Consider the following 21,750-nt stretch of genomic DNA (forward strand, 5'->3'; position numbering starts at 1 on the left):
CGTCAACGCCCAGTCCTGCGACCTGATCCTCCCTACCGCACAACGCGACGCGATGCGCGCGGCGCTCACCCCCCTGCCGGCCGGCAGGGGGGTGAGCGGTGGAGATCGGCTCCGGCGCCGGCCTGTTCACCCGGGCGCTGGTCGCGAGCCTGCCCGAGGGCGGCGAGGTGTTCGCCGTCGAACCCGCAGCGGTGGTGCGGGCGGCGTCGACCACCCGGTTGGCAGACTCCACTGACGTTCGGCAGAGGACGGCAGAGGAGGCCCCTTCCCGGGACCTCCTCTGCCGTGCGTCCGTCCGCGGCGTCAGAGCAGTCCGCGGCGGTAGGCGGCGACAAGCCGTCGGGGCACGGTCAGCTTGCGGCCGTCCAGGGTGGTGACGGGCACCAGCTGCGGCACCTCGGCCTTCCACTGCGAACGGCGGTGACGGGTGTTGCTGCGCGACGTCTTGCGCTTGGGGACGGCCATGTCAGCGGTTCCTCTTGCCGTAGCGGCGGTTGAACTTCTCCACGCGGCCGGCGGTGTCCATGACGCGCTGGGCGCCGGTCCAGAACGGGTGCGAGTCGGCCGTGATGTCCACGGTGATGAGCGGGTAGGTGTTGCCGTCCTCCCAGTCGATGGTGCGGCTGGACGTGGCCGTGGACCGGGTCAGGAACGCCTTCCCGGTCGCCTGGTCCTGGAAGACCACCGGGTGGTAGTCGGGGTGGATGCCCTGCTTCACAACTCCTCCATCTCGTCGTGCCACTCGGCGAAGGGGTCGACGAACTCCAGCTCGTCGATCAGCGCCAGCTCCTCGTCGGTCACCAGCGCCTCGCGCAGTGCCGCCGTGATCTCGTCCGGCGACGCGGACCCGGTGATGACCACCAGTTCCTGCGACCGGTCGCCGAAGTAGGGGTCCCATGCCGCCGAAGCGATCACCTGGCGCTCGGCGGGCACCCCGGACCAGTCGTCGACGGCCGCGAGCCAGGGACCGAGGTTGCCGACGTTCAGACCGCCGCCGGCGGACTCCAGCCACAGCGCGACATCCGGCTGACTCGCCACCCACACCCGGCCGCGGGTGCGCACCACGCCGTCCAGCAGGACGTCGATGGCCTGGTGCAGCCGCATGGGGTGGAACGGACGGCGTTCGGTGAAGTGGACGACGGCCGCACCGGGTGCGGGTTCCAGCGGCGGCCGGCCGTGCAACAGCACGCCGAAGCCGTCGTCGAAACGGCCCCGGCGCGCGCCCTCGGGGATCGCGGTGAGCAGTTCCGGCACGTCGAGGACGTCCCGGCGGCGGCGCGGCGCGAGCGGGTTGAGCCGGTCGAGCACGGCGTCCAGGGCGTGGTCGCCGACGCCGGTCAGCACGATCGCGTCGGCGAACTCCGCCTGTCCCACGACCACCTGCGCCACGGTGCGCTCGTCACCGTCACCGGCGCCCAAGCCGCGGTCGTCCATCGCGTCCTCACCGGTGGCGTCGGCGAGCCAGGCCTCGTGGTCCACCACTGTGATCACGGCCTCGACCCGCACGTCCACCTCGCGCAGGGCGAAGCAGACGGCCTCCGGCTCCAGCGCCGGGTCCAGGTGCACGACCACCCGACCGCCCAGGCGCTCCAGCAACGGCAGCAGGTCCAGCCGCAGCGTGCACGACACGCAGCCGTGCGCGAGCTCCAGCACGGTCAGCTCGCCGTCGACCCAGCGGCGCACCACGCCCTCGGCGAGGTCGCGCAGGTCGTGGCGCACCAGCACCGAACCCGGCAACGCGCGCCACAGCTCCTCGGCCACGTCGTGCTCCACGAGACCGGCCACCAGTACGACCTCGGTACCCATGTGCGCTAGCCTAACGGAAACGATTGTCGTTTTAAAACTGGAGGTAACGTGTCGGCACGGCACTGCCAGGTCACCGGGCGCAAGCCCGGTTTCGGCAAGCAGGTCTCGCACTCGCAGCGACGGACGTCCCGGCGTTGGCTGCCCAACACCCAGCGGCGGCGGTTCTGGCTGCCGTCGGAGAACCGGTACGTCCTGCTGACCCTGTCGACCAAGGGCATCAAGACCGTCGACCGCCGCGGCATCGAGTCCGTGGTGGCCGACCTGCGCCGCCAGGGGGTGAAGGTCTGATGGCCAAGTCCACCGACGTCCGGCCGATCATCAAGATGAGGTCCACCGCGGGCACGGGCTACACCTACGTCACCCGCAAGAACCGCCGGAACGACCCCGACCGCCTCGTGCTGCGCAAGTTCGACCCCGTCGTGCGCCGCCACGTCGACTTCAAGGAGGAGCGCTGATGGCCAAGAAGTCCAAGATCGCCAAGGACCGGCAGCGGCGGGAGGTCGTCGCCCGGCACGCCGAGCGGCGCCACGAGCTGAAGGAGATCATCAGGCTCGACCCGGATCGCCGTGACGACGCCCTGCGGGCGTTGCAGAAGCTGCCCCGCGACGCCAGCCCCACCAGGTTGCGCAACCGCGACGCCGTGGACGGTCGCCCCAGGGCGTTCAACCGCGCGTTCGGCCTGTCCCGCATCCGCCTGCGCGAGATGGCGCACCGCGGCGAACTGCCCGGCGTCCACAAGTCGAGCTGGTGAGCCGGGTGCCCAAGATCGAACGCGCCCCGAAGCGCCGGGTGAACCTGCTGCGCAAGGAGGGCATCACCGAGGTGGACTGGAAGGACGCGGCGCTGCTGCGCAAGTTCATCTCCGACCGCGGCAAGATCCGCTCCCGTCGCGTCACCGGCCTGACTCCGCAACAACAGCGCCAGGTGGCCACCGCCATCAAGAACGCACGCGAGATGGCGCTGCTCCCCTATCCCAGCCAGGGGCGTTGACCGACCGGGGGTGCTCCGCCCAGCCGGTGGAGCACCCCCGCCCTCCTCCCGGGAAGAACCACATGACCGCCGATCCACGCGTCCCCGTCACCGTCCTGTCCGGCTTCCTCGGCGCGGGCAAGACCACCCTGCTCAACCACGTCCTGGCCAATCGCGACGGGCGGCGGGTGGCGGTGGTGGTCAACGACATGAGCGAGGTCAACATCGACGCCGCCCTTGTCTCCGGGCGCGGCGGCGAGCGGCTGGTGGAGCTGACCAACGGCTGCATCTGCTGCACCCTGCGCGAAGACCTCCTGGAGAGCGTGGGCGCGCTGGCCCGCGAAGGCCGCTTCGACACGATCCTCATCGAGTCCACCGGCATCTCCGAGCCGATGCCGGTCGCCGCGACGTTCGAGTGGACGTTCGAGGACGGCACGAGCCTGTCCGACCACGCGCGACTCGACACGATGGTCACCCTGGTCGACGCCTCGACCTTCCTGACCGAACTCGAACGCGGCGACCGCCTCGACGAACGCGACCTCGCCGCCGCCGAGGACGACGAACGCGGCATCTCCGACCTCCTGGTCGACCAGGTCGAGTTCGCCGACGTCCTGGTGCTCAACAAGACCGACCTCGCCACGCCCGAACGGCTCGCCACCGCGGAAGGGCTGCTGCGCAAGCTCAACCCGAACGCCCGGCTGATCCGGTCGCACCGCGGCGTGGTCGAGCCGGCCGAGGTGCTCGACACCGGCCGCTACGACCCGGTCACCGCGGCCACGTCACCAGGGTGGGCCGAGGAGCTGACCGGTTCGCACACGCCCGAGACCGAGGAGTACGGCATCCGCTCGGTCACCTACCGGGCCGACCGACCGTTCCACCCCGCCCGCCTGGCCGCCGCGCTGGAGGACTGGCACGGGGTGGTGCGCAGCAAGGGCTTCTGCCACATCGCCAGCCGACCGCACACCCTCGCCGTCTGGTCCCAGGCCGGTCCGAACCTGACCATCGAGCCCGGCGAACTGCTCGACGGCCACACCGCGCGCCAGGAACTGGTGTTCATCGGCATCGACCTCGACCGCGACGAACCCCGCCACAGGCTCGACCCCGCCCTGCTCACCGACGCCGAACTCGCGGCCGGTCCGGCCGCGTGGCGGCGGTTCGACGACCCCCTGCCCCCGTGGGACGACCTGGAAGCCCATCTGCACGAGCACCCGTTCCCGGCTCAGCGCCCGCCGCTGCGGCGGCCGTGACGACGGGGCGCGCCGGGCCACGCGATCATGACCGACGTCACTGTTGATAACGGTTATCAGATGCGGTTACGCTCGCGCAGTCCACGCCCCCAGAGTGATCGGCTTCGTCATGGCTGTTCGTCCGCGGTCGTCCGCGTCGGTCGACCGCGACCGGCGGGCGTCCGTCCGCCGGTCGCGGATCGTGCAGCGCGTGGTGGTCGCGGCCCTCGGTCTCGCGATCCTGGCGCTGGTGATCGCCTCGGGCTCGATCGGCACGGTCGAGGTCGGGCTCGTGGACACGACGCGGATCGTGGTCGGGCACCTGGTGCCGAACGTGCCGTGGATGTCGGACGGCAGCCTGACCGTGCTGCAGGACCAGGCGGTGTGGCAGTTCCGGTTGCCCCGCGCGCTGCTGGCCGGGCTGGCGGGCGCCGGGCTCGCGCTGGCGGGGGCGATCATGCAGGTGATCGTGCGCAACCCGCTGGCCGAGCCGTACCTGCTCGGCGTGTCGTCCGGCGCGGGGGTCGGCGCGGTGCTGGTGATCACCCTCGGCTCGGCGGCCGTCGGCGGCCTTCCCTTGGGCGTGGCGGCGTTCGTCGGCGCGTTGGTGGCCAGTGCGTGCGTCGCGCTGGTCGCGCGGCACCGCGGCGTGCTGTCGCCGACCAGGATGATCCTGTCGGGGGTCGCCCTGGGCTCGCTGTTCAGCGCGGTGACGAGCTACCTGACGTTGACGACCGAGGCGCAGAACGTCTTCAGCGTCCTGTTCTTCCTGCTGGGCAGCGTGTCGGCCGCGTCCATGAGCTCCCTGGTGGTTCCCGCGGTCGCGTTCGTGGTGGCCTGTGTCGTCGTGGGCCTGCGGACGCGGGCGATGAACGCGCTGCTGACCGGTGACGAGTCCGCGACGGCGTTGGGCGTGGACGTCAACCGGCTGCGGGCCGTCCTGCTGGTGACCGCGGCGCTGTTGACCGGGTCGGTCGTGTCGGTGAGCGGGGGGATCGGCTTCGTGGGCCTCGTGGTCCCGCACGCGGCGCGCATCCTCGTGGGCGCGGACCACCGGCGGATGCTGCCGGTGGCGGTGCTCGGCGGCGCGGCGTTCCTGATGCTCGCGGACCTGTTGTCCCGCACGGTGGCGGCACCCGCGGAGGTGCCGATCGGCATCCTCACCGCAGTGGTGGGCGCGCCGTTCTTCCTCTGGCTGATGCGCCGCGACACGGGCGCGCGGGCGGGGCTGGACCGATGAGGGTGCGCTTCGACCACGTCAGCGCCACTCTCGGTGGCCGCGACGTGCTGCACGACGTGGACCTGGAGGTCCGCCAGGGTCGGTTCCTCGGGTTGGTCGGCCCCAACGGCAGCGGCAAGTCGACACTGCTGCGCACGCTCTACCGCGCCGTCGCGCCGTCGTCCGGCCGGGTGCTGCTGGACGAGCACGACGTGTGGCGGGTCGACCGGCGCACCGTCGCCCGGTCGGTGGCGGTCATGACCCAGGAGACGCCGACCGAGTTCGACCTGACGGTCCTGGACGCCGTGCTGCTGGCCAGGGTGCCGTTCCAGCGCGGGTTCGGCCGCGACACCGACGCCGACCTCGACCTGGCGTGGCGGGCGCTGGAGCGGGTGGGCGCCGCCGACGTCGCCGACCGGCTCATCGGCAGGCTCTCCGGCGGGCAGCGGCAGCGGGTGATGCTGGCCCGCGCCCTCGCCGCGGACGCGCCGGTCCTCGTGCTCGACGAGCCGACCAACCACCTGGACATCGCTTTCCAGCTGGAACTCATGCGGATCGCGACCGACCTGGACCGCACGATCATCGCGGCGCTGCACGACCTCAACCTGGCCGCCACGCACTGCGACGAGATCGCGGTGTTGCGCGGGGGACGGCTCGTCGCCGCGGGCGCACCGGCCGAAGCCCTCGCACCACGCGTGGTCGAAGACGTGTTCCGGGTCGGTGTCGACCAGCTCACGCATCCGCGCACCGGTCGTCCCGTCCTGGTCTTCGACCACCCGCGGCCGACCGGTCCAGGTCCCACCGAGCACAGAGATGAGATCCATGCGTAGCACCCTGTCCCTCGTCGCGTTGGGCGTCAGCGTCACGCTGGTCGCCGGCTGCGGCACCTCGGTCACCCCCACCACCCCGACGAGCGCCACCGGCGGTGCGGTCACGATCGGCAACTGCGGCCGGGACGTCACCGTCGACGGTGTGCCGAGCGCGGCGGTCGGGCTGAGCCCGTCGCAGACCGAGTTGCTGCTGCGGCTGGGCCTCGCCGACTCGCTCGTCGGGCAGGCGCAGACCGCGACCGCGCCGCTGTCGGAGGACGTGGCGGGTCCGGCCGCCGACGTCCCGGTGCTGAGCGAGTCCGGGCCGCCGAGCCGGGAGCAGCTGCTGAACGCGAAGCCGGACTTCGTGTTCTCCCCGACGATGTACGAGTTCAACGCCGAACAGGGCTTCGCGAGCCTGGAGCAGCTGCAGCAGGCCGGGGTGGCGGCCTACGTCGCCACGGGCGGGTGCGCCGAGCGGCGCATGAGCGGCACGGTCGAGGACGTGTTCACCGACTTGGAGAACCTCGGCAAGGTCTTCGCCGCGTCGGACAAGGCCACGCCGCTGATCGAGAAGGGGAAGGCCGACCTGGCCGCGGTGGACACCGCCCTCGCGGGTCGGGCGAAGCCGACCGTCGCACAGGTGTACCTGGAAGGCACGACCGTGACGGCCATCGGGGCCGGGATCGAGTACGACATCATCCGGCGGGCGGGTGGCGACAACGTGTTCTCGCCGCAGGACCCGCAGTTCGCCAAGTTCTTCGCCGCGCAGATCACCCCGGAGTCGTTGGCCGCCGCCAATCCCGACGCGCTGGTGTTCGCGGTCAACTCGCCCGAGCACGAGCGGACGACCGTCGACTTCCTGACGCGCACGTTCCCGGACATGACCGCGGTGCGCGAGCGGCGGCTGATCGCGATCGACGCCGCCGACACCTACCCCGGCACCCTCGGGAACGTCGCCGTGGTGCGGGAGATCGCCGAGCGGCTGCACCCGGACGCCTTCACGTCGTGATCCACCGCAGGCTCCTGGACCTGGCGGGTGTCGTCGCCGGACCGGTCGTGCTCCTGGCGTTGTTGTCGACTCTGGTGTCCGCCTCCCACGTCGCCGGAGCCGTGCTGACGGCGGCCGTCCTCGCCGACCTCGTCGGCGGGGACGGCGCCGCCGCGGCGTCGTTGATCGCGGCGCTGGTCGGCGTCGTCGCGGTGCGCGCGGCCTTGCTGTGGCTGAGGGAAGTCGCCGCGGCCAGGTTCGGCATCGCGATCCGCACCCGGTTGCGCGGTGAGCTGTTGCGCCGCATCACCGCGCTGGGGCCGGCTTGGGTGCAGGGCGAGCGGTCCGGCGCGATCACCCACACGGTCGTGGACGGTGTGGAGGCCCTGGACGCCTACTACAGCCGTTACCTGCCCCAACTGCTGGTGACCTGTCTCGTGCCCGCCGCCGTGACCGGGTGGCTGTTCACCGTCTCCGCCCCGGCCGCGGCTGTGCTCGCCGCGGCGATCCTGTCCGCCGTGGTCGTCCCCCGGTTCTGGGACGCCCGGCTGCTCCGGACCGGGCGGACCCGGTGGCGCGCCTACGAGGAGCTCGCGGCGGACTACCTGGAGGCGACCCAGGCGATCGGAGTCCTGCGGGTGTTCGGCGCGGGCCGGCGGACCGGGGACGCGCTCGCCGAACGCGGCGAACACCTGCACCGCACCACGATGACCCAGCTGCGGGTGTCCCTCGTGGAGTCCGCCGTCAGCTCGCTCGCCCTGCACCTGGGCACCGCCGCCACGATCGTCGTCGCCTGCGCCGGTGTTCTCGGCGGCGCCGCGCCCGCCTCGTCGGTGCTGCTGTTCCTGCTGTGCGCCAGGGAGTGCTTCCGCCCGGTGCTCGACCTGTCCGCGCACTGGCACGTCGGCTACCAGGGGCTCGGCGCGGTGGAGGGCATCGACGAGATCCTCACCGCCCGCCCGGCCGTCGCGGACACCGGCACGCGCACCGAACCCGCGCGTCCCGGGGCGGGGCTGCGGCTGCGGCAGGTCGGTTACCGGTACTCGAACGGGGCGGGCGTCACCGACGTCGGCTTCGACTGCGCACCGGGCGCCACCACCGGGATCGTGGGCCCGTCGGGTGCGGGCAAGAGCACGCTCGCCCGGCTCATCGTCCGGCACGCCGACCCGCAGGAGGGCACGATCGACCTCGACGGGACGCCGATCGCCGACTACACCCTCGCCGCCCTGCGCGCGAGCATCGGCGTCGTCGGCCAGCACACCTACCTCTTCCACGGCACCGTCGAGGAGAACCTGCGCCTCGCCCGCCCCGACGCCACGCCGGAGGAAGTCCGGACCGCCGCCCACGTCGCCGACGCGCTCGACTTCATCGAGGCGCTGCCCTCGGGCTTCGACACCGAGCTCACCGAGAACGGGGCTCGGCTGTCCGGCGGGCAGCGGCAACGGCTCGCCATCGCCAGGGCCGTGCTCGCCGCGACACCCGTGCTGCTGCTGGACGAGGCGACTTCCGCGCTGGACGTCGACACCGAGCGACGCGTGCTGACCCGGCTCGCCGAGCACTGCCCGGGCACCACCCGGATCGTGATCGCCCACCGCGAGAGCGCCCTGCGCGACGCCGACGCGGTCGTCACGATCGAGTCCGGCCGCGTGACCGGCGTCGCCGCCACGGCGGCGGGCCGGTGAAGGGCCCGCTGCGGCGGCTGCTGCCCGTCATCGCCGAGCAGCGGTCCACGTTCGGCTGGACCATCGCGGCCAACGCCGTCGCCCAGGTCGGCGCGCTGACCACGGCCGTGGTCGGCACGTGGCTCGCGGGCCGGACCGCCGCGACCGGCGCCGCGCCGCTGGTGCCCGTGGCCGTCGTCCTGTGCGGCGTCGCGGTGCTCACCGCCGCGATGACCTGGCGCGAGTCGTGGGTCTCCCACGACCTGGCCTACCGGCTGATCACCACCCTGCGCGCCCGCGTGTTCGACCGGCTCCGGCTGAGCCTGCCCGACCGCCGCACACCGCGCCGCAGCGGCGACCTGGCCTCCGTGGCGTTCGCCGACGCGGACCGGCTCGAATGGCTCTACGCCCACACCGCGGCCCAGGCGCTCACGTCCCTCGTGCTGGTGGCCGCGACCACGGCGCTGTCGCTGCTCGTCACACCGTGGCTCCTGCTGGTGTGGGCGCCGTTCGTCGTCGTGGTGGCGGCGCTGCCCTGGCTGTTCGACCGGGTCGCCACCCGGCAGGGCGCCGAGCTGACCGAGACCGCCGCCACGCTGAACGCCGAACTGGTCGACACCGTCCGCGGCCTCGACGAGCTCAGCGCCGCCGGCGCCCTGGACCGCCGCACCGCCGCCCTCGACCGGCACACCGGCACGCTGACCGCCGTGCAGGCGCGGATCGGCTCCCGGACCGGAGTGGAACGCGCGATCACCGACGCCGCGCTGTCGCTCAGCGCGATCGGCGCCCTCGCGGTCTGCGCGGTCAACCTCGACGCGGTCGGCCGCGCGCTCGCGCCGGTCGCGATGATCCTGGCCACGGCGGCGCTCGGCCCCGTCTCGCAGATCTCCGACCTGCTGCGCAACCTCGGCACCCTGCGCGCCGCCGGAGCCCGTGTCGTCGCGGTCCTCGACCGCACACCGGCGGTCCACGAGACCACCGCGCCTCGGCGCCTGCCGCCGCGCGACCGGGCGACCGGCCTGGTGTTCGACCGCGTGACGTTCCGCTACGGCGACGGCCCGCCCGTGCTGCGCGAGGTGTCCTTCACCGTCCACCCCGGTGAACGGGTCGCGCTCACCGGACCGTCCGGTGTCGGGAAGACCACCTGCGCGCTGCTGGCCACCCGGATGTGGGACCCCGACGCCGGTCGCATCACCCTCGACGGCGTCGACCTCACCGAGCTGGCGGACGACGACCTGCGCGGTGCGATCAGCGCCGTCCCCCAGGAGCCCGGGCTGTTCGCCAGCACGATCGCGACCAACATCAGGCTCGGCCGCCCCGACGCGGACGACCACGACGTCGAGCACGCGGCACGCAGGGCAGGGATCCTCGACCCGCGCGCCGGGCTCCCCGCCGGGCTCGACACCGTCGTCGGAGAGGCCGGCGCAGGCCTGTCGGGCGGTCAGCGAGCACGGGTGGCCGTCGCCCGGGCGCTGCTGGTCACCCCCCGGGTGCTCGTCCTGGACGAGGCAACCGCCAACCTCGACGCCGACGCCGACGCCGCCATCACCGCCGCGCTCACGTCAGCGGGCGACAACGTCGGTGTGCTGGTCATCGCCCACCGCCCGGCGACCCTCGCCCGCTGCGACCGGATCGTCGACCTGCGCCAAGCGCAGCGCACGCGGTGACCTGGTCCCCGGCTCAGGGCTCGCCGAGCGGGGTCGATGGCCGCGTGCCCCTCCCGCGTCAGCTGACCCGCTTGCGACGGGTCAAGAACACCGTGACGATGCCGGCCGCGGTGAGCAGCACGGCGAGCAGCACCGCCGTCCCCGCCGAACCGACACCGGTGGAAGCCAGCCCGGTCCTCGGTGCGGCTGCCGCCGGTGACGTGGTCGGGATCGGACCGGTGGTCGTGGCGGTGGGCGTGGAGGTGGTGCTCGGGGGTGCGCAGGCCCCGTCGGCCGTGGGGTCGACGTCGCCGACGGCGATGGTGAAGACGTCACTGTCGGTGACCGTGCGGCCGTCGGCGAGGGTGGCGACCACCTCGATGGTGATCCGGTAGGCGCCCTCCGCGCCGAAGGCCCAGTTGGCGTGGGCGTGCGTGCCCAGCGGCACGGTGATGACGTCCGGCAGCCCGTTCCCCGAGTCCACGAGCACGGTCGGGGAGATGCCGGTGAGGAAGACGCCGAGTCGGCCGGGGCCGTCCACGGCGGTCACGCGGAGGTCGATGCCTCCGGCGACGACCTGCGGGCTGAGCGACTCGGTGTTCCAGCCGGCCCACACGATGCCGGGGATCTGGGTCTGCGGGATGAGCCAGACCGGTGCGCCCGGCGTGCCCAGGAACGAGTAGGCGGGGTCGGTGGGCACGGTGTTGCGCGCGGCGGGGACCAGGTGCAGCACGACGTCGGCCGGATCGCGCCACACGGCCCGGTCGGGTCCTGCGGTGCCGTCCTTGACCTGGGTGGTCAGGTTGCCGTCGAGGACGCGCGGGGCGATGAGGTCGACGTGGCCGTCGTTGAGCACCACGCACGAGGTGGGTGGCGCGGTGGTTGTCGTCGTGCCCGTGGTGGTGGTTGTGGCCGTTGTCGTCGTCGTGGTGGTCGTGGTGGTCGTGGTTGTTGTCGTGGTCGTCGTGGAGGGATCGGTTCCGGTACCCGGCTTCACGGTGGAGGGGTCGACCGCGCCGACGGCGATGGCGTAGGTCGTGGTGTCGCGCAGCGGCGTCCCGTCGGGTGTGGTGGCCGTGACGCTGAACGTGAGCCGGTAGACGCCCTCGGCGGAGAACGTCCAGTTGGCGTGGGCGTGGGTGCCGATCAGCAACGGGTACTGCTGGGGCAGCGGGTGCGCGGTGTCGAACACGCGCGGCAGAGGCTCGCCGACCGGTCCGCTCTGGAACACGGTGAGCTTGCCGGGTGCGGCGCTGCCGGGCAGGTCGCCGCCGATCTCGTCGAGGGTCCAGCGCACCGAGTCCGGGTCGACCTGGTCGGCGGTCAGGGATTCGGTGTTCCAGCCGGCCCAGACGACGTTGGGGTCCTGGATCTCGGGGATGAGCCACAGGTCGCTGCCGACCGGGCCGAGGAAGGCGTACTCGGGGATGTCGGGCACCTGGATGCGCGACTCCGGCTTGACGTGCGTGACGACCTGTTCGGGGTCGCGCACGGTCGGCGGCGTGGTGTTGCCGTCCTTGTAGCGGATGTCCAGCACGCCGTCGGCGACGACCGGTGCGAGCAGGTCCACGTGCCCCACGTCGACGACGGCCGTGGACTCCTGGGCGAAGGCCGGGGCGAGGGACAGCGCGGCGAGAGCGGCGACCGCGGCGGCGGCGACCGCGGCGGCGGCGACCGCGGCTCTCACCCGGGTCGGGGTGGTCACGGGTTCTCCTTGGCGGGGCGGCGGCGGGCGAGCACGAGCGCGGCGGCGCCGGTCGCGACCAGAACGAGTGCGAGGCCGGCGGTGGCGGGCAGGGCGGCGGGGCCGGTCGAGGCCAGGCGGTTCGGCGTGCCGGTCTGCCGGTCGGTGTTGCCCGGTTGCTGCTGTTGGGCCGGGGCGCCGTCACCGACGACGAAGGTGAGGGCCTCCGTGTCGGTCAGCGTGGCGCCGTTCGCGCCGGGCGCCGCGACGGTGAAGGTCAGGCGGTAGCGACCGGGCTCGGCGAACGCCCAGTTGGCGTGCGCGTGAGTGCCCAACGGGACCGAAAGCGTGTCCGGCAGGCCGTCGGTGCTGTTGAAGATGATCTGCGGCGCACCGAACGAGCCGGTGGTGAACAGGCCGAACGGCCCCGGACCCTCGACCGCGGTCAGCGTCCACGTGACCGGGCCGGACACCTCGGCCGGGCGGAGTTCCTCGGTGTTCCAGCCCGTCCACAGCAGGTCGGCGCGCTGGGTCTGCGGCAGCAGGAAGACCTGCTTGCCCGCCCCGCCGAGGAAGGACAGCGCCGGTTGCGCCGGGAGCTCGGTGCGGGCGGCGGCCGTGACGCGGAACTCGACGTCCGCCGGTTCGCGCCAGGTCGTGACGCCGGTCGCGGTGCCGTCCTTGACCTGGACGTGCAGGCCGTCCGGCAGCAGGCGGGGCGCGACGGCGTCGACGTGGCCGCGGTCCAGGGTGACGCGGCCGGTGGCCGTCGGCGGCTGCTGAGCGGCGGCGGCCTGCGATAGCGGTGCGGCGACAGCGGGGAGCTGCGGGAGTGACCGGGGCTCGGCGGCGACCTCGGGCCGGTCGACCTCCGGTCGGGCGGTTTCGGTGACGACCAACCGGTACTCGCGCTCGACGGCCAGCGGCCGGCCGTCGAGCGCGTGGGCCGCGGCTTCGACGCGGAGCAGGTGCTCGCCCGGAGCCGGCGCTTCGACGCTCAGCGTTCCGCTCGCGGCGACCGGGATCGTGACGGGATCCCCGTGCGGCGCCTCCACCGCGGACGCGTTCGTGAGGGAGGTGCGCAGTTCGACCCGGTCCCCGAAGACCGCGCCGGGTTCGATGGCGGTGGTGTCCCAGCTCAGTTCCACCTGTTCTGCCTCGGTGAGGGCCAGGGCGTCCGGTGGTCCGTCGAGCGACAGTCGGCCGGCTTCCACGTCCAGCACGGCGTGCGCGGTGGGCACGTCGGGCGGGGTGGTCGGTTCGGGGCCGGCGACCGCGGTGGGCGCCGTCATCAGCAGTGCGGCGGCCACGCCGAGCAGCGCGCCGGTCCGGGCGGGGGTCACGACTTCTCCTCGGCGAGGACGGGGACGGCGGTCCGGCGAGGCCGGGTGAGCAGGCCGTGGCGCGGCGCGAAGAGCCAGCAGAGCAGGAAGATCGCGGTGAGGGTCAGCACGATCAGGCCGCCGGCCGCCAGGTCGAGCGCGTAGGACAGGTAGAGGCCCAGCACGCTGCCGCCCGCGCCGATCAGCGGCGCCAGCAGCATCATCGCGCCGAGGCGGTCGGTGAGCAGGCGCGCTGCCGCGGCGGGGGTGACGAGCAGGGCGAGCACCAGGATGTTGCCCACCGCCTGCAACGAGATGACGATGGCCAGGGTCACCATCACGTGCAGCGCCACGTCCAGCCAGAACACCGGCAGGCCGACCGCGCGGGCCTGTTCGCGGTCCAGCGTCGCAGCCACGAAGCGGCTGTTGAGCAGCGCCGTGCACAGCAGCACGCCCGCGCCGATCACCGCGACCGAGACCACGTCCGAGTCGCTGATGCCCAGGATCGAGCCGAACAGGAACGACTCCAGCGACCCGCCGTAGCCGGGGGCGGTGCTGAGGATGACGATGCCGAGACCGAAGGAGGCGGCGAAGAAGATCCCGATGACGGAGTCCTCCTTGAGCCTGCGGTTCTGCGAGAACACCGCGATCAGCAACGCGGTGATCACGCCCGCGACCGCACCGCCGAGCACCAGGTTGGTGCCCAGCACGAAGGCGACCGCGATGCCGGGGAAGACCGCGTGCGAGACGGCGTCGCCGATGAACGCCATGCCGCGCAGCACGACGTGGCTGCCGATCACGCCGCAGACCAGGCCCGACAGCAGCGCCACCAGCAGCGCGCGCCGCCAGAAGTCGTACTCCCACGGCGCGGTCAGGAACTCCAGGGCCCCGGTCACCCGGTCACCCCCAGCGCCTTGAGCAGTTGCTCGGCCCGGTCCAGGCCGAAGGTGCGCAGCCAGATGTCGGTGTCGGCCAGCGCGGCGGGTTCGTCGTCGGCGACGACCGTGCGGTTGAGCAGGCACAGCCGGTTGCACAACGTGGTCGCGGCGGCGAGGTCGTGGGTGGTCATCAGCACCGCCACGCCCTCGTCGCGCAGTTCGGTGAGCAACGTGCCCAGCAACTCCTGGGTGGGGGCGTCGATGCCGGTGAACGGCTCGTCCAGCAGCAGCACCCGCGGACCCAGGGCCAGCGCGCGGGCGACCAGGACCCGTTGCCGCTGGCCGCCCGACAGCTCGCCGACCGGCCTGGTCCGCAGGTCCGCCATGCCGACGCGGTCCAAGGCCTCGGCCACCGCCTCGCGGTCGCGGGCCGTGCGGCGGCGCAGCAGGCCGGTCAGGTGGGTGCGGCCGGTGGCGACCGCGCCCTCCACCGTGATCGGGAAGTCCCAGGCGAACTCGTGGCGCTGCGGCACGTACCCCAGCGACCCCTGCGCTTGGCGCGGTGAGCGACCGCCGACGACGACCGAGCCCCGGTGGACCGGGACGAGGCCGAGGGCGGTGCGCAGCAGGGTCGTCTTGCCCGCGCCGTTGGGACCGATCAGGCCGACCAGCTCGCCCTGCCGCAACCGGAAGTCCACATCGGACAGCACTTCCCGGCCGCCCAGGTGCACGGTCACGCCGGTGAGGTCGAGGACCGGGTCAGTCATCGCTCCTCCCGGCGGCACGACGGGAGCGGACGATGAGCGCTGCCGCCGCGCCGACCACCAGCACGCCACCGGCCGCGATCCACACCCGGGGCGGGGCTGCGGTGTCGGCGGGCTGCGCCTCGGCCGTGCCGGAGGGTGGAGTGCTCTGCGCGGTCGTCGCGAACGCCGTCGCCGGGTCACCCGGTCCGACGTGCACCTTCAGCGTCGCGCGGTCGGCGCGACCGTCGGCGGTGGCCATCTCCACGTCCAGCGAGTAGCCGCCGGGTGCGGTGAACACCCAGTTCCCGTGCACGTGGGTGCCGGCTTCGACACCGGTCTCCTGCGGGTAGGGGCGGTCACTGCTGAAGATGGTCTCCGGCGTGCCGAAGTTGCCGGTGAGGAACAGCTCGAAGCGGCCGGGGCCCTCGACGCCGTGCAGCCGCCAGTCCACCTCGCGGCCGGAGACCTCGGTGATGCTGGGGTCCTGGGTGTTCCACCCCGGCCACACCACCTTCCGGTCCTGGACCTGCGGCAGCACCCAGATGTCGCTGCCCGGCGTGCCGAGGAACGCGTACGCGGGGTCGTCGGGAACGGTGGTCTTCGCCGCGTCAGCCACCTGGAGCACCACGTCGGCGGGCTCGCGCCACACCGGCCCGTCACCCGTGTCGTCGCGGATCTGAAGGGTCCACTGGTCGTCGACCACGCGTGGGCCGAGGTCGACGTGGCCGTCGGCGATGACGACCGGTGCCTCGGCGTGAGCGGCCGGGTGGACGAGCAGGAGCGCCGCGGTGGCCGCGAGCAGGACGCGGATCAGGCGAGGCACCGGGCGACCTCTTCCGCGTTGTGGCGCATCATGTCCGTGTAGCTGCGGGCGTTGTCGTCGAAGGAGTCGCCGTAGAGCAGGCACACCTGGACGCCTTGGTCGCGGGCGACCTGGGTGAGCACCGAGCCGCGTTGGGCGAGGTTGGGTTCCATGAACACGGCGGGCACTTTCAGGTTGCGGACGGTCTCGGTCAGCTTGCGCACGTCCTCGACGCTGGGTTCCTGCGCGGGGTTGGGCACCACGAACCCGGCCACCGTCATGTCGTAGGCGCTGGCGAAGTAGCCGAACCCGTCGTGCGTGGTGACCAGGTGGCGGCGGTTGCGGGGCACGGCGGCCACGGTGTCGCGGACCTGCTTGTCGAGTTCGTCGAGCCGGGTGAGGTAGTCGCGGGTGTTGCGGTCGTAGTCCGCCGCGCCGTCGGGGTCGGCGGCCCGCAGCGTGTCGCGCATCAGCTCGGCGTAGGCACGGCCGTTGCGGACGTCCTGCCACAGGTGCGGGTCGATCTCGCCGTGCACGTGCTTGCCCAGCACCGCCTGCGGCAGCTGGTGCACCGACGCGCCGCCGGCGCCCAGGAATGCGAACCGGGCGTCGTCGGGCACGGTGGTGATCGCCTTGTTCGGCACCTCGATGACGGCTTCCGAGGCGGGCACGACCTCCTGGGTGGTGCCGCCGGCGCGGTCGTTGAACGTGTACAGCTCACCGGTGTCCAGGTCGACCGTCAGGTCCGTGTGCCCCTCGTTCAGCACGGTGCCCGCGACACCGGTCGGGTCGATGCCCACGGCGAAGGTGAAGGTGCTCTCCCCCAGCGACACCTCGTCGCCACCGTCGAGCAGCGACGCGCGCAGCGTCAGCCGGTAGGTGCCCGGCGCGGTGAACGCCCAGTTGAGGTGCGTGTGCGCGGCAGGCGGCAAGGTGGTCGAGTCCACATCGGACAGGCCGTCGCCGGAGTCGAAGTACACCACCGGTCTGCCCAACGACTCGGTCAGGTAGGCCACGAGCTTGCCCGGCCCTTCCACCGCGGTCGCCGTCAGCCGCACCTCCGACGTGCGCGTGGCCCCGCGCTGCTTGCCGTCGCCGCGCACGCGCAGCCCGAGCCACAGCACGTCGAGCCCGACGTTCTCCACCAACGGGATCACGTGCGCGCCGTAGGTCTCCGACGCTTCGGCCAGCGAGACGTTCGGCGTGCCCTCGCGCGCGTTGGCGTCGATGGCCTTGATCAGCCGCTGTTCCTCGAGCAGCAGGTGGTTGGTGAACGTGACGTCCGCCGCGGCCACCTTCTTGGCGTCGGCGGGCGTGGGCTCGTAGGAGTGCGGGTCACCGCCGGGCGGCACCAGTGAGTCGACCCGGACCCGGTCTCCCCCGACGTTGCGCACCAGGTCGGCGAGGATCTCGGTGGTGGCGACCACGGACAGGCCGTCGTCACCGCCCTGCCCCCCGGCCGAGCTGCACGCGGTCACGACGAGCAGGACCGCGCACAAGGACGCGGCGGCCCGGGAGGGCGCACGCACTCGCATGTGTTCTCGAACCTCCAGACGCCCGTCACCCGACCGGCGGGGGCACCGCGAACGTAATACCAACGACAACCGTTTTCAATACGCCGTCCGGCCGCTGTTGACAACGATTGCCATTGACACACTGGGCCCGGCGGCACGCGCGCGACGCGGCGACCGGCCAGCGCCTCCCGCACCCCGAGAAGTGCTCCGTTCGGTCGTACTGAAAACGATAGTCGTGTGCAACTCTTCAGGCGCGCCCCTCCCGGGGCCGCACCACCTGCACGATTGGAGTGCAACCACCTTGCGCACGACTGCACGCATCGCCCTGCTCCTGACGGCGGTGACCGGCCTGTCCGGGCTCGCCGCCGCGCCCGCGACGGCCGCACCGGTCGTCACGATCGACACCGGCCACGTCGACGTCTTCGGCGTCGCCTTCGAGGACGGCGCGTTCCACCTGCACGTCCACGACGAGGCGGCCGAGGCCGAGTACGAACCCGCCGAGGTCCTGCTCGTCGCCAAGTCCGCGGCGAAGACCACCGTGCCCGCCGACCCCGCCTACGCCTTCCTCGGCTCGCCCGGCGCGCCGGTCTGGGTGCTGCCCGAGATCGAGGACCCGAACCTGCTGTGGCCCGGCATCGCCGCGGAAGAGGTCGAGCCCGGCGTCTTCGTCGACGGCTCGCTGCGCCTGCGAGTCGTGACCGTGTGCGGCCCCGACGACTTCAGCATCTTCACCACCGACGCCGTCGGCGCGCCTGACGTGCTCGTCGACAGCGGCAACGGCCTGCCCGACCGCATCGACCTGGCCCCCGGCGGCCACCAGCACGCCAACTGGGCGTTCGAGGCGGCCGGCACCTACAGCATCACCGTCCGCGCCACCGGCACCCTGGCCGCCACCGGCGAGCGCGTCGCGTCCTCCCCCGCCACCTACACCTTCAAGGTGAACCGATGATCGCCCGACTCTCCGCCGCCGCGCTCGCCGCCGGACTCGCCCTGCTCTCCACGGGCACCGCCCACGCGGCGGTGACCATCTCCTCCGGTCACGTCGACGTCATCGACGTCGACTGGACCGGCACCGCGCTCACGCTCGACCTGCGCGACAGCACCGTGTCACCCGCCGTCGACCGCGACCCGTCGACCGTGACGCTCAACGCCGTGTCCGCCAGCAAGTCCACCGTGCCCTCCGGCAGCGCTTACTCGTTCCTCGGCGCACCGGGATCGACGTTCTGGGTCCTGCCGCAGAACTCCGTGACCGGGATCCTGTGGCCGGGCTTCGACACCAGCGGCGTCCCCGCCGGCGCGCTGCTGAACAACTCGGTGACCGTGAAGCTCGTCTCGGTCACCGGCCCCGCCGACTTCAGCGTCTACACCACCGGCTTCGGCGGTTCGGTGAGCGTGTGGTTCGACAGCGGCAACGGCCTGCCCGACAGCCGCACCCTGGCGATCAACAGCCACGCCCACGCCAACTGGGCGTTCGAGGCGGCGGGCACCTACACCGCCGTCTTCGAGGTCACCGCCACCAAGGCGGCGGGCGGCTCGGTCACCACCGGCCAGAAGAGCTACACCTTCACCGTGCAGCCCTGACCTCCCCGGAGGTCTGAACCACCGGGTCCGCAGTGCTCACCGCCCGGGTGAGCACTGCGGACCTTTCGGGTGAGAAGGCTCATCATCTGCATCAGCGTGGCCTCATCGAGTCCGGCGAGAGGGAGCCATGCGGTCCCCACGATGCGGTCCCACGCGCGCGCGTCCCTCGCCGCGAAGCCCACGGGTGTCGCGACACCGGGCACGCCGGCCTCGTGTCGGCGTTCCTCGAAGCGGGTCACCGGCGGTGGCAGGACAGTCCGATGTGGACGGGGGGACCACCCGGTTCGACCCCGCGCGCACCACCGAGAACGTCACCGACGCCGCACTGCGGCCCGGGTGGCCGCCGATTCCGTGCCACGCGGCTCGCCGACTCGGCGAGCGCTCGACCACCGGCCAGGTGCGGCCGGAACTGCCGCCCAGCAACGCCGTCACGCCTCCGCGTGGGCCGTGCCCTGGACCGCCCCGGCCGTCGTGGCGGTGTCCCTGGGGATTCATCCTCGCGCTCTGGCGCGTCCGCAGGAAGATCCGCGCACTGCGAAGCGGTCCGAGGTGAGTCAGTGCTCGTCGTAGTGCTCGCCGTGCACGGCGTGGCGGTGGCCGTCGTGCACGTAGTCGACGTGGTCGCCGTGCGGGACCGCCACGTGCCCGCAGCCCTCGCCGTGCACGTGACCGTGATCGTCGTGGGCGCCGTGGTCGCCCGGCTCGCACTCGTCGAAGTGCCCGTCGTGCACCCGGTGCAGGTGGCCGTCGTGCACGTAGTCGACGTGATCGGCGTGCGGGACGGCCACGTGGCCGCAGCCCTCGCCGTGGGCGTGGGCGTGGTCGGTGTGCTCAAGGTGTGCGGTGGTCATGGGCGACCCGCCTTTCGATGTCCCGGGCTCCGTGTCACCCGGATGTCCCAACGCTCGTGACCGAGCGCAGCACACATTAGGTCATGCGCATGTATGCCGCAGCTCCAGCGTTCGCCCGAACAGCCCAGTGCGCGCCGATCCGGGCTTGAACTGAAAATGATTGTCGTTTACGGTGAGGGCCATGGACACCTCCGTCATCCTCGTGGCCGGGTTGGGCGAGCACGTCGTGGCCGAGGAGGTGTGGCGGGCGTTGCCGGGCTCGGTGCTGGTTCGTCACGACCTGAGCGCGCTGGCCGTGGGCGTGGTGCGGCGGTGGGTCGACGGGATGTTGACCGAACTGCGACTGGAGCACGGCTGCGTGTCGTGCACGATGCGACTGGACCTGCTGCCGCTGCTGCGGCAGCTGACCGGACCGGTGGTGGTGCACCTGGACCCTGCCCTGGAGCCCGAGGCGGTGTGCTTCGCGCTGATGGACGAGCCGATCCGCGTCGAGGCCGTCATCACCGTCGTGGACCGGGCCACCTGGCTGACCGACGCGACCGGCGGCGACCTGCTGGCCGACCGGGGACTGGGCGCCACCCCCGGCGACGACCGCACCGCCGCGCAACTGGTCGTGGGCCAAGCCGAGTTCGCCGACGCCTTGGTCCTGACCGGACCACCGGACCAGCGGGTGAGCGCGGTCCTCGACCGGCTCAACCCCACCGCCGCCCGGCAGGAGCTGGCACACCTGGACGTGCCGGCGCTGCTGGCCGCCATCCCCGCCGACGCCCGTCGCGGCGAGGTCGACGACACCTTCGACCCCGTCCTCCACGGCGAACCACCGTCGGAGTCCACCCACGGCGTGCACCTCGTGCACTTCACCGCCCGACGCGCCTTCCACCCCGCCCGCCTGCACCGGGTGCTCACCGCGCTCTGCCAAGGCGTCGTCCGCGTCAGGGGCCGGGTCTGGCTGGCCAGCCGCCACGACACGGTCATGTGGCTGGAAGCGGCGGGCCGGTCCCTGCGGATCGGCGAAGCGGGCCCGTGGCTCGCCGCCGCGGACGACTGGTCCGAAGTGGACGAACAGTGCCGGCCCGCGACCGTCGCGACCCGGGACCCCGACATCGGCGGCCGCGCTCAGGAACTGGTGGTCGTCTCCCACCGCTCCTCACCCGAGGTGATCACCTCCGCGCTGCGGGAAGCGCTGCTCACCGACGAGGAGTTGGCGCTGGCGGCCGAACTGCGGTTCGCCGACCCGTTCCCCGGCTCCCGCGAACAACTCACCTGAACACGGGCGGAACCCCGTTCAGCGCAGGGCGACCTGCACGACGTCGTCACCACTCCGCCAGACGACGCCGACCTCGCGGAACCCGGCAGCCCGCAAACACCTCCGCGCCGCCGTCAGGGGGCGGGTCGGTCTGCGCACGCCAATCGACGTATGCACACTAAAGCTTGCCTTGAAATGCGCGAACCGCCGGGGTGTTCAGGGAATTCATCGGGGTGTCATGGGCCACGCCCCAACTCAGACCCTCGGTGGCACTCCGTCGCATCTTCGCCTTCCGGACATGCCATTCGCTCATCGTGGTGGTGCTTCTGGTGCGGGTGCGTGCGGCCGAGCAGCCGCACGCACCCGGTCGCGCTACAGCGGTGTGATCACCACGCTCGTCGGGCTGGAGCACATGAACTCGACGCTCGTGTACCAGCTGGGCGGGGTCCAGATGTCGCCGCTGGTGGTGAAGCTGCCTTCCCAGTACGGCGGCACGCCGCCGGAGAACCAGCGCCACTTCACGTGCACGCCGTCGGCGACCCGGTAGCGGTAGTTGGCCACCCACATCGGGGTGATGTACCAGTGGACCTGCGTCCACGCGCCGGGCACGCAGGTGGACATGGTCGACACGGTGTCCGAGGCCGGGCTCGCCGCGGCCGCCGCAGGTGGGGCGGAGAGGACGAACAGCGCTGCCAACGCGGCCAGCGCCACGCGCACAGGGGTGCGAAACCTGATCACGGTCGTTCCTTTCGACTCGGTTCACGGCCGGGCATCGGCCGTCGCCGACCAGCGTCTTCAC

At 72.5% G+C, this 21,750-nt stretch carries 24 protein-coding genes; 13 read left to right on the forward strand and 11 right to left on the reverse strand.

What is annotated here, in order from left to right:
• Positions 1–303 precede the first annotated feature (303 nt).
• Genes rpmF through mrf form a run of 3 tightly spaced genes read right to left on the reverse strand, consistent with a single transcriptional unit; the run spans position 304 to position 1,806 of the window.
• Positions 304–465 (reverse strand): 50S ribosomal protein L32, encoded by a 162-nt coding sequence (rpmF, locus tag AB0H12_RS32820; protein WP_499628277.1) that lies wholly within the window; start codon positions 463–465, stop codon positions 304–306.
• A 1-nt stretch (position 466) separates the two neighbouring features.
• Entirely contained in the window at positions 467–718 is a 252-nt protein-coding gene (locus AB0H12_RS32825; protein ID WP_499628278.1) for a type B 50S ribosomal protein L31, read from the reverse strand.
• Positions 715–1,806 carry a ribosome hibernation factor-recruiting GTPase MRF gene (mrf, locus tag AB0H12_RS32830; RefSeq protein ID WP_499628279.1) on the reverse strand — a complete coding sequence of 364 codons (1,092 nt, stop codon included), beginning with the start codon at positions 1,804–1,806 and terminating at the stop codon, positions 715–717. Before mrf ends, AB0H12_RS32825 begins: the two co-directional genes overlap by 4 nt.
• A 48-nt stretch (positions 1,807–1,854) precedes the next feature.
• Here mrf and rpmB point away from each other — a divergent pair, with 48 nt between their 5' ends.
• The 10 genes from rpmB to cydC all read left to right on the forward strand — a co-directional run bounded on the left by rpmB (position 1,855) and on the right by cydC (position 10,348).
• Positions 1,855–2,094 (forward strand): 50S ribosomal protein L28, encoded by a 240-nt coding sequence (gene rpmB, locus AB0H12_RS32835; protein ID WP_499628280.1) that lies wholly within the window; start codon positions 1,855–1,857, stop codon positions 2,092–2,094.
• The gene (rpmG, locus tag AB0H12_RS32840; protein ID WP_053715063.1) at positions 2,094–2,261 is read left to right on the forward strand and encodes a 50S ribosomal protein L33; all 168 of its coding nucleotides are present in this window, start codon (positions 2,094–2,096) and stop codon (positions 2,259–2,261) included. Before rpmB ends, rpmG begins: the two co-directional genes overlap by 1 nt.
• Positions 2,261–2,557: a 30S ribosomal protein S14 gene (gene rpsN, locus AB0H12_RS32845; protein ID WP_499628282.1), complete on the forward strand. Its 297-nt coding sequence runs from the start codon at positions 2,261–2,263 to the stop codon at positions 2,555–2,557. Before rpmG ends, rpsN begins: the two co-directional genes overlap by 1 nt.
• Before the next feature lie 5 nt (positions 2,558–2,562).
• Positions 2,563–2,796, forward strand: coding sequence for a 30S ribosomal protein S18 (gene rpsR / locus AB0H12_RS32850; RefSeq protein ID WP_499628283.1), 234 nt, complete (start codon positions 2,563–2,565; stop codon positions 2,794–2,796).
• A gap of 62 nt (positions 2,797–2,858) precedes the next feature.
• The gene (locus tag AB0H12_RS32855; protein ID WP_499628284.1) at positions 2,859–4,022 is read left to right on the forward strand and encodes a GTP-binding protein; all 1,164 of its coding nucleotides are present in this window, start codon (positions 2,859–2,861) and stop codon (positions 4,020–4,022) included.
• Between the two features lie 109 nt (positions 4,023–4,131).
• The gene (locus AB0H12_RS32860; protein ID WP_499628285.1) at positions 4,132–5,241 is read left to right on the forward strand and encodes a FecCD family ABC transporter permease; all 1,110 of its coding nucleotides are present in this window, start codon (positions 4,132–4,134) and stop codon (positions 5,239–5,241) included.
• Positions 5,238–6,050 (forward strand): ABC transporter ATP-binding protein, encoded by an 813-nt coding sequence (locus AB0H12_RS32865; RefSeq protein ID WP_499628286.1) that lies wholly within the window; start codon positions 5,238–5,240, stop codon positions 6,048–6,050. The genes AB0H12_RS32860 and AB0H12_RS32865 overlap by 4 nt, the downstream gene beginning before the upstream one ends.
• Positions 6,043–7,041 carry an ABC transporter substrate-binding protein gene (locus AB0H12_RS32870; protein WP_499628287.1) on the forward strand — a complete coding sequence of 333 codons (999 nt, stop codon included), beginning with the start codon at positions 6,043–6,045 and terminating at the stop codon, positions 7,039–7,041. Before AB0H12_RS32865 ends, AB0H12_RS32870 begins: the two co-directional genes overlap by 8 nt.
• Positions 7,038–8,702 carry an ABC transporter ATP-binding protein/permease gene (locus AB0H12_RS32875; RefSeq protein WP_499628288.1) on the forward strand — a complete coding sequence of 555 codons (1,665 nt, stop codon included), beginning with the start codon at positions 7,038–7,040 and terminating at the stop codon, positions 8,700–8,702. Before AB0H12_RS32870 ends, AB0H12_RS32875 begins: the two co-directional genes overlap by 4 nt.
• Positions 8,699–10,348, forward strand: a complete 1,650-nt coding sequence (cydC, locus tag AB0H12_RS32880; protein ID WP_499628290.1) for a thiol reductant ABC exporter subunit CydC — start codon at positions 8,699–8,701, stop codon at positions 10,346–10,348. Before AB0H12_RS32875 ends, cydC begins: the two co-directional genes overlap by 4 nt.
• Before the next feature lie 58 nt (positions 10,349–10,406).
• Here the strand turns inward: cydC and AB0H12_RS32885 are convergent, their stop codons facing one another.
• Genes AB0H12_RS32885 through AB0H12_RS32910 form a run of 6 tightly spaced genes read right to left on the reverse strand, consistent with a single transcriptional unit; the run spans position 10,407 to position 17,294 of the window.
• A complete protein-coding gene (locus AB0H12_RS32885) occupies positions 10,407–12,032 on the reverse strand; it encodes a choice-of-anchor M domain-containing protein (RefSeq protein WP_499628292.1) in 1,626 nt (541 codons plus the stop codon).
• Complete coding sequence (locus AB0H12_RS32890; protein ID WP_499628293.1) at positions 12,029–13,354, reverse strand: choice-of-anchor M domain-containing protein; 1,326 nt, start codon at positions 13,352–13,354, stop codon at positions 12,029–12,031. Before AB0H12_RS32890 ends, AB0H12_RS32885 begins: the two co-directional genes overlap by 4 nt.
• Positions 13,351–14,229 (reverse strand): anchored repeat-type ABC transporter permease subunit, encoded by an 879-nt coding sequence (locus tag AB0H12_RS32895; protein ID WP_499628294.1) that lies wholly within the window; start codon positions 14,227–14,229, stop codon positions 13,351–13,353. The genes AB0H12_RS32890 and AB0H12_RS32895 overlap by 4 nt, the downstream gene beginning before the upstream one ends.
• Positions 14,226–14,978 carry an anchored repeat-type ABC transporter ATP-binding subunit gene (locus AB0H12_RS32900; protein ID WP_499628295.1) on the reverse strand — a complete coding sequence of 251 codons (753 nt, stop codon included), beginning with the start codon at positions 14,976–14,978 and terminating at the stop codon, positions 14,226–14,228. Before AB0H12_RS32900 ends, AB0H12_RS32895 begins: the two co-directional genes overlap by 4 nt.
• Positions 14,971–15,780 (reverse strand): choice-of-anchor M domain-containing protein, encoded by an 810-nt coding sequence (locus AB0H12_RS32905; protein WP_499628296.1) that lies wholly within the window; start codon positions 15,778–15,780, stop codon positions 14,971–14,973. The genes AB0H12_RS32900 and AB0H12_RS32905 overlap by 8 nt, the downstream gene beginning before the upstream one ends.
• A complete protein-coding gene (locus AB0H12_RS32910) occupies positions 15,768–17,294 on the reverse strand; it encodes an anchored repeat ABC transporter, substrate-binding protein (protein WP_499628297.1) in 1,527 nt (508 codons plus the stop codon). Before AB0H12_RS32910 ends, AB0H12_RS32905 begins: the two co-directional genes overlap by 13 nt.
• A 280-nt stretch (positions 17,295–17,574) precedes the next feature.
• Here AB0H12_RS32910 and AB0H12_RS32915 point away from each other — a divergent pair, with 280 nt between their 5' ends.
• Together AB0H12_RS32915 and AB0H12_RS32920 are read left to right on the forward strand one after the other, a co-directional pair.
• Positions 17,575–18,222, forward strand: a complete 648-nt coding sequence (locus AB0H12_RS32915; RefSeq protein WP_499628298.1) for a choice-of-anchor M domain-containing protein — start codon at positions 17,575–17,577, stop codon at positions 18,220–18,222.
• Positions 18,219–18,854, forward strand: a complete 636-nt coding sequence (locus tag AB0H12_RS32920) for a choice-of-anchor M domain-containing protein (RefSeq protein ID WP_499628299.1) — start codon at positions 18,219–18,221, stop codon at positions 18,852–18,854. The genes AB0H12_RS32915 and AB0H12_RS32920 overlap by 4 nt, the downstream gene beginning before the upstream one ends.
• A 554-nt stretch (positions 18,855–19,408) precedes the next feature.
• On the opposite strand, the gene AB0H12_RS32925 is transcribed toward AB0H12_RS32920, so the two are convergent.
• Positions 19,409–19,705, reverse strand: a complete 297-nt coding sequence (locus tag AB0H12_RS32925) for a hypothetical protein (protein WP_499628300.1) — start codon at positions 19,703–19,705, stop codon at positions 19,409–19,411.
• Between the two features lie 181 nt (positions 19,706–19,886).
• Between AB0H12_RS32925 and AB0H12_RS32930 the strand changes: the two genes are divergently transcribed.
• Complete coding sequence (locus tag AB0H12_RS32930; RefSeq protein ID WP_499628301.1) at positions 19,887–20,972, forward strand: GTP-binding protein; 1,086 nt, start codon at positions 19,887–19,889, stop codon at positions 20,970–20,972.
• A gap of 351 nt (positions 20,973–21,323) precedes the next feature.
• Here the strand turns inward: AB0H12_RS32930 and AB0H12_RS32935 are convergent, their stop codons facing one another.
• Positions 21,324–21,689 (reverse strand): hypothetical protein, encoded by a 366-nt coding sequence (locus tag AB0H12_RS32935; protein ID WP_499628302.1) that lies wholly within the window; start codon positions 21,687–21,689, stop codon positions 21,324–21,326.
• Between the last annotated feature and the right edge of the window lie 61 nt (positions 21,690–21,750).

Origin of the sequence: Actinosynnema sp. NPDC023794 (assembly GCF_040639675.1) — a bacterium.
Lineage (GTDB): Bacteria > Actinomycetota > Actinomycetes > Mycobacteriales > Pseudonocardiaceae > Actinosynnema > Actinosynnema luteola.

Coding starts and splice junctions, on each gene's coding strand:
- rpmF (WP_499628277.1), bottom strand. CDS start 465: ATGGCCGTCCCCAAGCGCAAGACGTCGCGCAGCAACACCCGTCACCGC.
- mrf (WP_499628279.1), bottom strand. CDS start 1,806: ATGGGTACCGAGGTCGTACTGGTGGCCGGTCTCGTGGAGCACGACGTG.
- rpmG (WP_053715063.1), top strand. CDS start 2,094: ATGGCCAAGTCCACCGACGTCCGGCCGATCATCAAGATGAGGTCCACC.
- rpsN (WP_499628282.1), top strand. CDS start 2,261: ATGGCCAAGAAGTCCAAGATCGCCAAGGACCGGCAGCGGCGGGAGGTC.
- AB0H12_RS32855 (WP_499628284.1), top strand. CDS start 2,859: ATGACCGCCGATCCACGCGTCCCCGTCACCGTCCTGTCCGGCTTCCTC.
- AB0H12_RS32860 (WP_499628285.1), top strand. CDS start 4,132: ATGGCTGTTCGTCCGCGGTCGTCCGCGTCGGTCGACCGCGACCGGCGG.
- AB0H12_RS32865 (WP_499628286.1), top strand. CDS start 5,238: ATGAGGGTGCGCTTCGACCACGTCAGCGCCACTCTCGGTGGCCGCGAC.
- AB0H12_RS32870 (WP_499628287.1), top strand. CDS start 6,043: ATGCGTAGCACCCTGTCCCTCGTCGCGTTGGGCGTCAGCGTCACGCTG.
- AB0H12_RS32900 (WP_499628295.1), bottom strand. CDS start 14,978: ATGACTGACCCGGTCCTCGACCTCACCGGCGTGACCGTGCACCTGGGC.
- AB0H12_RS32910 (WP_499628297.1), bottom strand. CDS start 17,294: ATGCGAGTGCGTGCGCCCTCCCGGGCCGCCGCGTCCTTGTGCGCGGTC.
- AB0H12_RS32920 (WP_499628299.1), top strand. CDS start 18,219: ATGATCGCCCGACTCTCCGCCGCCGCGCTCGCCGCCGGACTCGCCCTG.
- AB0H12_RS32925 (WP_499628300.1), bottom strand. CDS start 19,705: ATGACCACCGCACACCTTGAGCACACCGACCACGCCCACGCCCACGGC.
- AB0H12_RS32930 (WP_499628301.1), top strand. CDS start 19,887: ATGGACACCTCCGTCATCCTCGTGGCCGGGTTGGGCGAGCACGTCGTG.